The organism is Agathobaculum sp. (genome assembly GCF_034098985.1).
Lineage (GTDB): Bacteria > Bacillota > Clostridia > Oscillospirales > Butyricicoccaceae > Agathobaculum.
Genome location: NZ_JAXEOA010000003.1, coordinates 57,513 through 70,005, shown reverse-complemented (window position 1 = coordinate 70,005; position 12,493 = coordinate 57,513). Strand labels below are relative to the sequence as shown.

The 12,493-nt window shown below is 60.3% G+C and carries 14 protein-coding genes; 5 read left to right on the top strand and 9 right to left on the bottom strand.

Annotation, left to right across the window (positions count from 1 at the left end):
• Positions 1-142: 142 nt before the first annotated feature.
• The 8 genes from SO058_RS00745 to SO058_RS00710 are packed head-to-tail and all read right to left on the bottom strand — an operon-like array spanning position 143 to position 7,670.
• Positions 143-2,527, bottom strand: coding sequence for an endonuclease MutS2 (locus SO058_RS00745; RefSeq protein WP_320841093.1), 2,385 nt, complete (start codon positions 2,525-2,527; stop codon positions 143-145).
• Positions 2,524-3,294: a DNA repair protein RecO gene (gene recO / locus SO058_RS00740; RefSeq protein ID WP_320841092.1), complete on the bottom strand. Its 771-nt coding sequence runs from the start codon at positions 3,292-3,294 to the stop codon at positions 2,524-2,526. The genes SO058_RS00745 and recO overlap by 4 nt, the downstream gene beginning before the upstream one ends.
• Entirely contained in the window at positions 3,295-4,191 is an 897-nt protein-coding gene (gene era / locus SO058_RS00735) for a GTPase Era (RefSeq protein ID WP_320841091.1), read from the bottom strand.
• Entirely contained in the window at positions 4,188-4,655 is a 468-nt protein-coding gene (locus SO058_RS00730; RefSeq protein WP_320841090.1) for a diacylglycerol kinase family protein, read from the bottom strand. Before SO058_RS00730 ends, era begins: the two co-directional genes overlap by 4 nt.
• A 1-nt stretch (position 4,656) precedes the next feature.
• Positions 4,657-5,148, bottom strand: a complete 492-nt coding sequence (gene ybeY, locus SO058_RS00725) for an rRNA maturation RNase YbeY (RefSeq protein WP_320841089.1) — start codon at positions 5,146-5,148, stop codon at positions 4,657-4,659.
• Positions 5,145-6,143 carry a PhoH family protein gene (locus tag SO058_RS00720; RefSeq protein WP_320841088.1) on the bottom strand — a complete coding sequence of 333 codons (999 nt, stop codon included), beginning with the start codon at positions 6,141-6,143 and terminating at the stop codon, positions 5,145-5,147. Before SO058_RS00720 ends, ybeY begins: the two co-directional genes overlap by 4 nt.
• A 35-nt stretch (positions 6,144-6,178) precedes the next feature.
• The gene (locus tag SO058_RS00715; RefSeq protein ID WP_320841087.1) at positions 6,179-7,402 is read right to left on the bottom strand and encodes a sporulation protein YqfD; all 1,224 of its coding nucleotides are present in this window, start codon (positions 7,400-7,402) and stop codon (positions 6,179-6,181) included.
• A gap of 4 nt (positions 7,403-7,406) precedes the next feature.
• On the bottom strand, positions 7,407-7,670 hold the full coding sequence (locus tag SO058_RS00710) for a YabP/YqfC family sporulation protein (protein WP_320841086.1): 264 nt from the start codon (positions 7,668-7,670) through the stop codon (positions 7,407-7,409).
• Between the two features lie 90 nt (positions 7,671-7,760).
• Between SO058_RS00710 and SO058_RS00705 the strand changes: the two genes are divergently transcribed.
• The 5 genes from SO058_RS00705 (at position 7,761) to SO058_RS11090 (ending at position 11,309) form a co-directional block, all read left to right on the top strand.
• Positions 7,761-8,816 carry a nucleoside recognition domain-containing protein gene (locus SO058_RS00705; RefSeq protein ID WP_320841085.1) on the top strand — a complete coding sequence of 352 codons (1,056 nt, stop codon included), beginning with the start codon at positions 7,761-7,763 and terminating at the stop codon, positions 8,814-8,816.
• A 33-nt stretch (positions 8,817-8,849) separates the two neighbouring features.
• The gene (locus tag SO058_RS00700) at positions 8,850-9,089 is read left to right on the top strand and encodes a hypothetical protein (protein ID WP_320841084.1); all 240 of its coding nucleotides are present in this window, start codon (positions 8,850-8,852) and stop codon (positions 9,087-9,089) included.
• Positions 9,079-10,422, top strand: coding sequence for a D-alanyl-D-alanine carboxypeptidase family protein (locus tag SO058_RS00695; protein WP_320841083.1), 1,344 nt, complete (start codon positions 9,079-9,081; stop codon positions 10,420-10,422). Before SO058_RS00700 ends, SO058_RS00695 begins: the two co-directional genes overlap by 11 nt.
• A 217-nt stretch (positions 10,423-10,639) precedes the next feature.
• Complete coding sequence (locus SO058_RS00690; protein WP_320841082.1) at positions 10,640-11,233, top strand: LytR/AlgR family response regulator transcription factor; 594 nt, start codon at positions 10,640-10,642, stop codon at positions 11,231-11,233.
• Positions 11,217-11,309 (top strand): hypothetical protein, encoded by a 93-nt coding sequence (locus SO058_RS11090; protein WP_442872226.1) that lies wholly within the window; start codon positions 11,217-11,219, stop codon positions 11,307-11,309. Before SO058_RS00690 ends, SO058_RS11090 begins: the two co-directional genes overlap by 17 nt.
• A 42-nt stretch (positions 11,310-11,351) precedes the next feature.
• On the opposite strand, the gene SO058_RS00685 is transcribed toward SO058_RS11090, so the two are convergent.
• A complete protein-coding gene (locus SO058_RS00685) occupies positions 11,352-12,470 on the bottom strand; it encodes an FtsW/RodA/SpoVE family cell cycle protein (protein WP_320841081.1) in 1,119 nt (372 codons plus the stop codon).
• Between the last annotated feature and the right edge of the window lie 23 nt (positions 12,471-12,493).

The following is a 12,493-nucleotide window of genomic DNA, read 5'->3' as shown; positions in this document are numbered from 1 at the left end:
TCTAGCGCGTTTTCGCGGTTTCGTCAAGTGTCATTTAGCGGGCGCGCGGCAGCGTTTTCGCTGAATTTCCTGAAGAAAACCGCATCCTCCTCGGGCATTTTGCCCTGATGCAAACTTTTTCTTCCGCAAAACCTGCCGCGATTTAACCAAGTTCGACGATCGTTACGCCCTGTTCACCCTCGCCGTACACGCCTGAACGCACGCTCTTGACGCGTTTATTGCGGCGCAGGTGCTGCTGCACAGCCGTGCGCAGCGCGCCAGTGCCCTTGCCGTGGATGATCGTGGCGGTAGGCAGGCCGGCCATGAGCGCGCGGGACAGGAAGTTGTCGACCTCCAAAAGCGCCTCCTCCACCATCATGCCGCGCACGTCGACCTCACGGTCGGCGGCGGCAAGGTTCAGTTTGGGGGCAGGCCCGGTACGGCGCGGCTGCACCTGCTTTTTCTTTTCCTCCCGCACAAGGCGCATCTCGTCCTGCCGGACGGTCATCTTCATTGCGCCCGCCTGCACCTGCACGTTGCCGTCCTTATCCGCGGGCGACAGCACGCTTGCCGTCACGCCCGCGACATTCAAAAGCTTAACGCGGTCTCCCGGCTTGACCGGACGCTGCTCCTCGGGCTCGACCGTCCGCTTTTCCGCGCCGCGGCGCTGCTCGTTTTCCGTCTGCGTGATGACGCCGCGCAGCGCGGCTTTTGCGGCGGCCAGGTTCTGTCCGGCCAGACTCTGTTTGGACTGCTTTTTGAGCGTTTCCAGCTCGTCAAACACGGTCTCCGCCGTCATACGCGCGTCCTTCAGCATGCGGTCGGCGCGCGACTGCGCGCTTTCGAGCATTTTGTCGATTTTGGACTCCGCTGCGTCGCGTTCCGCGCGCATTTTATCGCGCTCGGACTGCGCCTGTGCCCGCATACGCGCGACCTCGTCGCGCATCTGCTCGACCCGGCGGCGTTCGCGGTCGAGCTCAGCCAAAACGTCCTCAAAGCGGGCGTCCTCGGTGGACACCTGCTCGCGGGCGCGCTCGATAATCGTCGGCGACAGCCCCAAACGCCCCGCGATCGCAAACGCGTTCGACTTGCCGGGAATGCCGGTCAATAAACGGTAGGTCGGCTGGAGCGACTGGACGTTAAATTCGCACGAGGCATTTTCCACGCCGTCCGTCGTCAGCGCAAAGGTCTTGAGCTCGGCATAGTGCGTGGTCGCCGCGACACACGCGCCCATCTGCCGCGCATAGCCAATCACCGCGACCGCCAGCGCCGCGCCCTCGACCGGGTCGGTGCCCGCTCCCAACTCGTCGAACAGTACCAGATCGCCCTGTCCGCACACATCCATGATGGACACAATGGTCTTCATATGCGCGGAAAAGGTGGAGAGCGACTGCTCGATCGACTGTTCGTCGCCGATATCCGCATAGATATGCTCAAACAAGCCAATTTCCGACTGCTCGCCCGCCGGAATATGCAGGCCGCTCGCCGCCATCAGACTGAGCAGGCCGAGCGTTTTGAGCGACACCGTCTTGCCGCCCGTGTTCGGCCCGGTGATGACGAGCGTGTCGTACTCCCCGCCGATGGCGATGTCGATCGGCACGGCCTTGTCCTTATCGAGCAGCGGATGACGCGCGCGCAGCAAGCGGCACGCCCCGCCCTCGGGTTTGAGAACAGGCGGCTGCGCGTTCAGCTCAAACGACAGCTTTGCGCGTGCGAAAATAAAATCGAGCGTGGTCAGCGCGTCGTAATCCTGCGCGAGCGCGTCCTTATAGGCCGCGACCTCCGCCGACAATTCCGCCAGAATACGCTCGATCTCAGCTTCTTCCCTGCCCTCGAGCACCTTGATCTGGTTGTTGATCTCTACCACCGCGGCGGGCTCGATGAACACGGTCGCGCCGGTGGACGAGGTGTCGTGCACCATGCCGGGCACATCGCCCCTATGCTCTGCTTTGACAGGCACGACGTAACGCCCGTTTCGCTGGGTGACGATGGCCTCCTGCAAATACTTCGAGCGTTCGCCCGAGATCATTCGCCCCAGCGTTTCGCGCACCTTGCCCGAAATGCGCCGCATTTCACGGCGGATAGAAAGCAGCTCGGCAGACGCGCCGTCCGCGATCTCCTCCTCGGATACGACCGCCGTTGTGATGGACTCCTCCAGCGCGCGGTTGCCGGACAGCAGGCCGAATACCGGCGTAAGCGTCGTCTTTTCCTCGTGCTCGGCGTCATAGGCGGCCGCACGGCGCGCGGCTGTCAGCACGCCCGCAACTGTCAGCAGCTCGCGCGGATTCAGCACGCCGCCACGGTCGGCGCGCGCCAAAATCGCGCCCACCTCCCGCACGCCGCCAAAGGCCGGGCTGCCCTGCCGCACCATCAGATCTTTCGCATCCGTGGTTTGGCGCAGCCAGAGCGCCGCCTGCTCATGGTCGTCCAGCGGGCGCAGGGCGAGGCATTTGCGCTTGCCCTCCTCGCTCGCCGCATGCGCGCCGAGCCGCTCCAATATGGTGAAATATTCTAAGGTTTTGAGTGATTTCTCCCCTAATTTATTCATTTCTTTGCTCCGATTGGTTTGATGATAGATTGATAGAATTGCAGGCTGTCAAAACCGCGCCCCAGATGATACAGCACGTATTGCTCGGCAAGCGCGCAGAACTGCGCGCGCGCAGGCCCGGTCAGCGCAAACGCGTAAACCTTGCCGGGCTCGCAGGTGAGCACGTGCATAAGCGCGCGCAGCGCAGAGTCGGCGAGACGCGTATAATCGCCCCCGATCCGCCGCGCACAGGCCTCGTCCGCCGCAGTGCCCGCGCGCACCGAAAAGCAAACGGGCGGCTGGCCGACGGCTCGCCCGCAAACGCCGCAGACAGCCAGATCGGGCGCGTAGCCGCTTTCAGCCATCAGCCGCCACTCGAACGAGGCCTTGACAAGCGCCCCCTCCCGCTTTTTCCCCGAAAGCGCGCGAAACGCCAGCAGCAGCAGCCGGCAGACTGCCGGGCTGTCCTCGTCCTCGGCCGTCAGCGCTGCGGCCAGTTCAGCCAGATAGCATGCGAGCGCATACGCCTCGATATCCTGCGTCAAATCCCAGAAGCTGTGCACAAAATCGGCTTCGCGCAGCGTATACCGCCCCCCGCGCTCGAACAGGACAAATTCGGAAAAACAAAACTGGCGCGCCGCCGGAATCTGCTGTTTTGCGCCGCGGCGCACGCCTTTGCAGAGAATTTCGATCTTCCGTCCGCCCTCAGAAAGCGCTGTCAGGTACCGGTCATAGTCGCCAAAATCGACCTCACGCAGCACAAGCGCGCGCAGCTTGACCTCAGCCATTTATTGATCCTCATACCCAAAGTTGCGCATCTGATACTGGTTGTTGCGCCAATTCTCCTTGACCTTGACCCACAACTCCAGAAAGACGCGCGTATCAAGCATTTTCTCCAGATCCGCGCGCGCCTGCACGCCGATCTCCTTGAGCATCGCGCCCTGCTTGCCGATGATGATGCCCTTGTGGCTCGATTTCTCACAATAGATGTTAGCGCCGATCTCAATCAGGCCGTCCTCCCGCTCGTTCCATCGCTCAATGCCGACGGCCACGCCGTGCGGCACCTCCCGGTCGAGCAGGCGGAGCATCTTTTCGCGGACGATCTCGGCCGCGAGCTGACGCTCGGGCTGGTCGGACACCATATCGTCCGGGAAAAGCTGCGGACCCTCGAGCGCATATTTATGGAACTCTGAGAGCAGATCGGAAAGCCCCTCGCCCGTGCGCGCAGAAACCGGGATGATGGCCTCGAAATCGTGCGCCGCCGCATAGGCCGCGATGACCGCGAGCAGTTCCTCCTTTCGGAGCGTATCGATCTTGTTGATGACGAGCACAGCGGGCATATGGTGCTGCTTGATCTGCGCGATGAGCGTTTCCTCCGCCGGACCGACGTTTGCGATCGGCTCGACGACGAGCGCCGCAAGATCGACTTCGGAGACCGTATCGGTCACGACCTTGCACATATAATCCCCCAGACGGGAACGCGGCTTGTGCAGACCGGGCGTGTCCAGAAAGACATACTGCGTGTCGCCCTCGTTTAAAACGCCCGTGATGCGCGTGCGCGTCGTCTGCGGCTTGGAGGACACGATGGCGACCTTTTGGCCAACCAGCTTGTTCGTCAGCGTCGATTTACCGACGTTCGGACGGCCGACTACCGATACGACCGCGGTCTTTAAAATATGATTCATTGAATTCTCCCATATCGAAAAATAAAAAGCAGTGCGAGCGGTGCGGATATCAAAATCAGCGCCGCCGCCCACAAATGTCCGGTTAAGTACGAAAGCGCGGCAAACAGCAGGCCGCGTCCCAAAAACAGGCATAGGCCGACCGCGACGCACGCCAGCGCGCAAACGAACACCCCGGCCGCCGCGATATCCTTGGCGTTGCGCACCATGCCGTCGTACCCGCTCGCCTGCTTGTCGCACAGGCGTTCGATCGCGGTGTTCATCAGCTCAGCGCCCATCGTCAGTCCAAAGCACACGCATAAAATCGCGCCCTCAACTGCTGAAGCGCGTCCCATGAGCGCGAAAATCGTCACATAGAACGCGGCCACCATATGCACGCGGAAATTTCGTTCCCCATGGATGCACAGACCCAGTCCGCGAAACGCGTGCTGGAAGCTCTCATGCAGTTTTCTGATCTCTTTTTTCATCTTATTCCCTTTTGAGCCCCAGAAAAGAGAGGTTGTCCTCTTCCTTTTTGCGCATCAGCGCCGTGTCTGCGTCGCCCCGCTCGTGGTCGTATCCCAACAGGTGCAGCACTGAGTGGGTGGTCAGATAACCGCATTCCCGCGCGGGGCTGTGCCCAAATTCCTCCGCCTGCTCCACTGCGCGGGTGTAGCACAGCAGCATATCGCCCAGCATGACGCGGCCCGTATCCGGCTCGGGCTCGAGTTCCTCCTGCGGGATACCGTTTACAAATTCGTACATTGGGAACGACAGCACATCGGTCACCGCGTCCTTTTCGCGAAAATCGCGGTTGGCTTCGCGGATGGCTTCGGCGTCCACCACGGTCACGTCTACCGCCGCGTCAAAACTGGTGCTCTCGCTTTCGAGCACGCGCTTGGCGCACGCTTCGATCAGCGCGCGAACTTCAGCTTCCCCGGGCACCGCGGTTTCAAACGCGATGTTGATTTGATGGTTCATCGCTTGTCCTCCCTGCGGCGGGGCGGCAGCTTTTTGGCCGGCCCCTTGGCCTTCCCTTTTTTGCTTTCATATTCAGCATACGCCTTGACGATGCGCTGTACCAGCTCGTGACGCACCACGTCCTTGTCCGTGAGGAAGCACTGGGCAATGCCCTCGACCCCGTCCAGCACGCGGATCGCTTCCTTGAGCCCCGAAGTCTTGCCGTCCGGCAGGTCGATCTGCGTCACGTCGCCCGTGATGACCGCCTGCGAGCCGAAGCCCAGACGGGTCAGGAACATTTTCATCTGCTCGGGGCTCGTGTTCTGCGCCTCGTCCAGAATGATGAAGCTGTCGTCCAGCGTGCGGCCGCGCATATAGGCGAGCGGCGCGACCTCGATCGCCCCGCGCTCCTGGTATTTCGCAAAATTCTCCGCGCCCAGCATGTCGAACAGGCCGTCGTACAGCGGACGCAGATAGGGGTCGACCTTGCTTTGCAGGTCGCCGGGCAGAAAGCCCAGCTTTTCCCCCGCCTCGACCGCCGGCCGCGTCAGGATGATGCGGGACACGCGCTTATCCCGGAATGAGGCGACTGCTGCGGCCACCGCGAGATAGGTCTTGCCCGTGCCCGCGGGGCCGACGCCGATGGTGACCGTGTTTTTGCGGATGGCTTCCATATATTTCTTCTGCCCCAGTGTCTTGGCCTTGACCGGCTTGCCTTTTGCCGTGATGCAAAGCACGTCGCGCCCCATGGTCTGCACCTCGGCTTCACGGCCCTCGCGCGCAAGGCCGATGACGTACTGCACCGTCTGCGTGCCGATGGCCTCGCCGCGCGCGGCCATTCCCATGAGCGCGCGGACCGTGTGCTCAGCCGCCGCAACATCCCCGTCTTCGCCCGTGATCTTGATTTCCGAGCCGCGGCTGACGACCGACACGTTGAATTCCCGCTCGATCAGCTTAATATTTTCATCGAACGCACCGAACACGGTGATGACCAGTTCGAGCTGTTCTACTTCCATGATCTTTTCGATAGTAGTCGCACCTTGCTTTCTGTTTATTGCTCTTCCTGCGGAGGCGGCGGCGTTTCGGGGATCTCGCTGTCGTCGAGCGCCTCCACGCCAATCTGCTCAAGCCCCTGCGCGGAAAGCTTCAGCACGGCCGCGCCATCCTGCTCCGTAACGGTGTAATCGTGCCCGGTTACCGTGCCGTCCATACCTGCGGCAATGGCGGAGAGCGCGCGGGACAGCATATCGGCTCCGACATCTTCCGCCGCGCGCGCGGCTGGCTTCCGTTCATAATACGTGTAGGTCTGCACCACGAGCGAAACCGGGAACACCACGCTGTCCGACAGCCATGCCGTCTTAGTTTCTACTATTTTATCACAAGTGCCCCCTGAAATTCCACTCCCAAAATACAAATTTAACCGTCTTTTCCCAAAAACCAGCGCATATTGCTTTTTTACCTTGCCGGTATAGACCTTTTTCTCTACGGCCAGCGCGCGCTTCGCCTCCACCTGATAGCTGGTATGCGCCTGCACTTCGGCGCGTGCGTGGGTCAGATGGTAGCGCCCGGTCTCATTGGTCGGCGGTACAAGGCCGCTCACGAGCGTGTCGCCCGCCTGTACCGCGTCGCCCGGTTTGACGAGCGGCGCACCCTCCTGCACGTTCATGTTCCCCACCACGCCGTCGCGCGCGGCGACCACCTTGACGACAGCGTCCTCATCAAGCATTTCGGGCTGGTCGACCACGCTGCGCGCCTCGACGACCAAGCGATTCCCCTGCACGTTGAGCGCGAAAAACGTAATATCCGGCTGCAATTGCAGCATACGCCAGCGCACCTGCTTGGCGTTGATCGACCGGCGCGGCACGCCGATCTGCACGCCCAGCGTCTCGAGCTGAGACAGAATTTCAGCGCGCGGCAGGTTGGACGACAGCCGTGTTTCGATCGACCAGACCCGGCTTGTCATGATCCAGCACAGCGCGCAGAGCAGCAGCACCCCGCCCCAAAGCGCATACCGCGGACGGAACCGCTCTACCTGGAACGGCGCGCCGCGGCGATCCACGATGTGCACGCGGCACCCTGTCCGTCCCATATAACGCCGCAGCTTTTTAAAGTCCTCGACCGACAGCACGCAGTACATCTCGTTCCAATCGGTGCGCTTCATGCGGCGCAGGATCAGGTTGTTCAGCGCGCACACATTGAGAAAGCGTGGCAGGCTTGCACCTGTCACCCGGACGCGCACCTGCCCCCGCGCCAGTCTCAGCCACCGACCTATCATCGTTTCATCCTCCTGTCCGATATTCGACCGACACGATCGTACCGGTCACCGCGAGCTCGTCGAGCGTGAGCGCGGCGAGCGCCAGTTCATCCCCTGTGATGCGTACCTCGCAGCCGCTGCATTTGACACGCAGCAGCGTGTCGTCGTATTCCAAAATGCCCTTGTGGTTCTCGACCACCACCCGGCTGTTGCCGATGATCTCCACGCGCGGCCGGTCGCTGCGCAGGTCGTCCAGCAGCTGCCGGTCGGCAAACACGTCATGTGCCATGCGTTCTCCTCCGTTCGGGCAATTGTATGCGGCGACAGCATCAAACTTGACGGCGGCGCGTAGGATAAAAGCAAAAACGAGGTGACAGCCATGAAAAATCCGGGCGCGCTGCTGCTCGCCGCCGCAATGACCGCGGCATTCCTCCTGTGCCCCGCAGAAAGCGCGCAGGGCGTGCGCGACGGGCTCGCCCTTGCTGCGGGACAGGCGCTGCCTGCGCTTTTCCCGTTTTTCGTCGCAAGCGGGCTGCTCACACGCACCGGGGCGGCGGACATGATCGCCCGTCTGCTCGCCCGCCCGCTCGCCCTGCTGTACGGCCTGCCGCCTGCCGCCGCACCCGCGGTCGCGCTGGGGCTGGTCGGCGGCTATCCGGTCGGCGCGGCAACCGTGGCCGACCTGCTCAAGACCGGCGCGATCAGCCGGGATGATGCCGCGCGCACGGTATCTTTCTGCAACTGCGCAAGCCCTGCGTTCTGCGTCGGCCTTTGCGGGCTTGCGCTGTTTGGCAGCGCGCGCGCCGGGTGGATGCTCTATTTCTTTCATGCGCTCGCGGCGCTGCTTGCCGGATTGTTCGTAGCCCGTGGTCGTACAGACCGATCCGGCGCCCTGCGGCCGGCGGCAAAGCCGTCCGAGGGCTTTGCAGCCGCGCTCTGCGGCGCAACGCAGAGCGCGGCGCAGACCGCGCTGACCGTCACCGCGTTTATCGTGCTGTTCTCCATCCTGCTGCGGCTGCTTCACCCAATATTGGAGACCGTGCCCGGCGGCGCCGCGTTTTCCGGGCTGCTCGAACTGACTTGCGGGCTCGACCATCTGCGCGGCAGCGCACTGCCCTCCGCGGTGCTGCTCCCCATCGTCTCGCTGCTGCTCGGGTTCGGCGGCCTGAGCGTACACTGTCAGGCGCGCGCACTGCTCGCACCTTATTCGCTCGATATGCGCCGCTTTACCCTCGGCAAGGCCCTGCACGGGCTGTTTGCCGCAGGAATGACGCTCGCCTGGTGCCTGCTGTCTCCCAGCTCGGTCCCGGCAATGGTCTCGCTGGTCCCGAGCGATCCGCCCGCGCCCATCCCCGCGCTGATTGCGGCCTGGGCACTGCTTTTCATCGGTTTATTTCCGAATTGGGGTGGAAAAAAGTCGGATGATGCGCTATAATACGGTTATCTGTAACCGTAAGGAGTGAACCGCATGAAGCTTGATAAGCTGCTGCGTAAAGATATTGAACCCCGCTGTACCTACTGTGTAAACGGCACCCCCTTGGCAAACGGTGAAAAACTGACCTGCCGGAAACACGGCGTGGTCGAAGCCGGCTACCACTGCCGCGCATTCCGCTACGATCCGCTGCGCCGCACGCCGCCCAAGCCCGCCGCGATCCGCGGACGCTTCACCGACGCTGACTTTTCGCTGGGTGGCAATGATGAAAAATAAGGTTTTGACCCATCGGCTCACCGCGCTGTTGCTGCTGCTTACTCTGTTTTGCCCTGCGTTCACGCCGCGTGCAGCCGCGCTTGACGACCCTAAGATCGACGCGACCGCGGCGATCCTTGTCAACCCGGACACCGGCATGGTGCTCTATGAAAAAAGTGCGGACGAGAAGCGGTATCCCGCTTCGACCACCAAGATCATGACCGCGCTGATCGTGCTGGAAAACGCCAATATGGACGATGTGGTCACCGCGGAAGAAGCCGATTTCCACGATGTGACGTGGGATGCCTCCAATGCGGATATCAAGGTTGGCGAGCAGGTTAAGGTGCTCGATCTGCTGTATGCGCTCATGCTGCCCTCGGCCAATGAGGCCGCCAACATGCTCGCACGCCACGTCGGCGGCACGATCGAAAATTTTGTCGATATGATGAATGCCAGGGCGTCCGAACTGGGCTGCACCGGCACGCATTTCGTCAACCCCAATGGCCTGCACAGCGATGACCACTATACCACTGCGCGCGACCTATACACCATTGCGCAGGAAGCCATGAAAGACGAAACGTTTGCGACCGTGGTCAACACCGCGCAGCACCGCATGGCTAAAACGAATATGCATGACGAACGCATTATTTTTACGACCAACCAGCTCATCTTCAGTTCATACCAGCCGTGGTTCTATGCCTATGCCAAAGGCATCAAGACCGGGCATACCTCCGAGGCCGGCAACTGCCTGGTTTCTTACTCCAACCGGCGCGACGCCAAGCTCTTTTCGGTCGTGCTGGGCTGCGCCGACGCACCCGACTCCTCGACCGTTGCCAAGAGCTTTACCGAAACCAAACGGCTGTTTGAATGGGGTTATGAGAATTTTGTCTCCAAGACGCTTGCCAAGCAGGGCGACGCCATCCAGCAGATCGACGTCCGCCTGTCGGCGGACACGACCAAACTTGTCCTGACCGCCGGACGCGACTTAAATGCCTCCATTCCCAAGGATCTTGACCCGGAAGATATGGAAAAACAGATTACAGTCCCCGAAAGCCAGAACGCGCCGATCAAGGCGGGCGATGTCATCGGCAGCATGACGTTCTCCTATGGCGGCGTGGAATACGGCACGGTGGAGCTGGTCGCGCTCAACGATGTTGAGCTTTCCAAGGTGCTCTACTATGCGGACAAGCTCGAAAACTTTTTCAAGGGCACGGTTTTCAAGGTCATACTCGTTGTGCTGCTGATTTTCATTGTGCTTTATGTGATCTTTAACCTGACTTTCGGCCGCATGCGCCGCCGCAAGCAGCGCAAGATGATGCGCTCACGATATAACCGTTACAATCGCAGAAGATAATTGCAGAAAACCACCCGCCACACTGAGCGGGTGTTTTTTTGCGCATTGCGCTTCGGCTCAATTCTTTTTCCTAAATATGAGAAACGAGGGGCGTTTTGTGTGATTTATTCGGTTTGTCCTGTCATTTCCTTTGATTTTTTGTAATTTTTTATTATACTGGAATATAAGAAAGTTTTTCATGCGGGGGGTACCGCAGGAATTTTAGGAGGTTCAGCACATGCGCGTTGCCATTTGTGACAACACTCCCGACGACGCAGCGGACATAGCTGCCATGGTCAAGGAGTATGCGTCTGTCCATCCGGACATTGCGCTGGCGGTTTCCGTCTTTTCCGAAAGCGCGGCGCTGCTCGAAGAGATCGAGCAGGCGGGAAGCGGATATGATCTATATTTGCTCGACATCCTGCTCAGCGGCCAAGGGGGCATCGAACTGGCGCGTACGCTGCGCCGCCGAAACGATAAGGGCAGAATCGTTTTTGCCACAAAAAGCCCGGATTGCGCGCTGCCAGCGTTTTCGGTAAAAGCATCCGATTATCTGCTCAAGCCAGTTACCCGGCAGGCGTTGTTTTCTGTGCTGGAGGATACATCCGAATCGCTTGCACACCGTCCCCTAGTGCGGCGGCAGATCTCTTTCCGCACGCCCGGCGGCCTGCAGACCGTGCTGCTCGAGGATGTGGTCTATGTGGAAGTGAGGGGCCATATGCCGGCAGCGAACTGCGCATCCATTCTCCGGCACGCTGCGGCTCGCCCCCAAGACCTGCCTCCTTTTGGCCGATCAGAACGGGCACGGCTACGGTATGCAGTCCATTGCTAATTTCGCCCGCAAATACAATTGTTCACTGGATTGCGGCGCGCGGGACGGTATCTTTTACCTGCGGCTTCTGATTTAATAAAACAGGCTGTTGCATAATATGCAACAGCCTGTTTTTTATTTATTGCAGCCAGCTTGGTTTTTCGCGCATTCGTACACCCGCCGCGATTCCGAGCGCGGCGTACATCGTGACGACTGATGTGCCGCCATAGGAGAAAAACGGCAGCGTTAAGCCCATGACGGGCAGCAGCCCGATGACCATAAAGATATTCATAAACGTCTGAAATAAAAACATGCTGCAAATGCCGACCGCCAGCAGCGACGAAAAACCAGTGCTGCCGCGGAACGCCACATACATCAGGCGCAGGATGAGCAGCAGCAGCAGCCCGATAATCGCCATACAGCCGACAAAGCCGAGCTCCTCGCCCGCAACTGAAAAAATCAGGTCAGTGCGGCGCTCGGGCACAATGCCCATTTGCGTCATCGCGCCGTTGCCAAGGCCCTGTCCCCAAAACTGCCCTGAGCCAATCGCAATTTTTCCCTGTGTTGTCTGATACGCCGTATTCGGGTCGATAGACGGATCAAACAGCACCAATATTCGGTTTTTCTGATAATCCTTGAACACAAAGTTCCACAATACCGGCACACTGAGCAGGCCCAGCACCGCGCCCAGCCCGATCCATTTGTAGGACAGCCCGGCCGCGAACATCATGACCAGTGCGATCATAAAATATTGGATCGCCATGCCCGTATCCTTTGATGAAAGCACGATTGCCCCCATCATCAGCAGCGTGTGCAGGCCGAGCACCAAAATGCCGCGCCACTCGCTCACATGTTCGCGGATCTCGGACAAATGCGCGGCAAAAGTGAACACAAACAGCAGTTTGCCAAGCTCGGCGGGCTGCAGGCTGAACGCGCCGTTTGCAATTTCGATCCAGCTTCGCTGCCCGTTCGCCCACTTTCCAAAGGGGATGAGCGTCAATTGCAGCAGGATATTGAGCACGACAAATATCTTCCACCAATTGCTCATCGCTTCCAGATCGATCAGCGACATAATGACGAACGCCGCCACGCCCACCACTGTCGCCAAGCTCTGTATCATGATATAGCGCGACGACCCGCTCGCCCGCGTTGCGCTGTAAACCAACACGACGCCGTACGCCGAACACAGCAGCGCAAGAAACAGCAAATACAGGTCGGTATTTTTCAGGTAGTGCTTGGCCGCCTTGAACGCTCCCACACGGCTCGCCTCCTTTTCCGGAA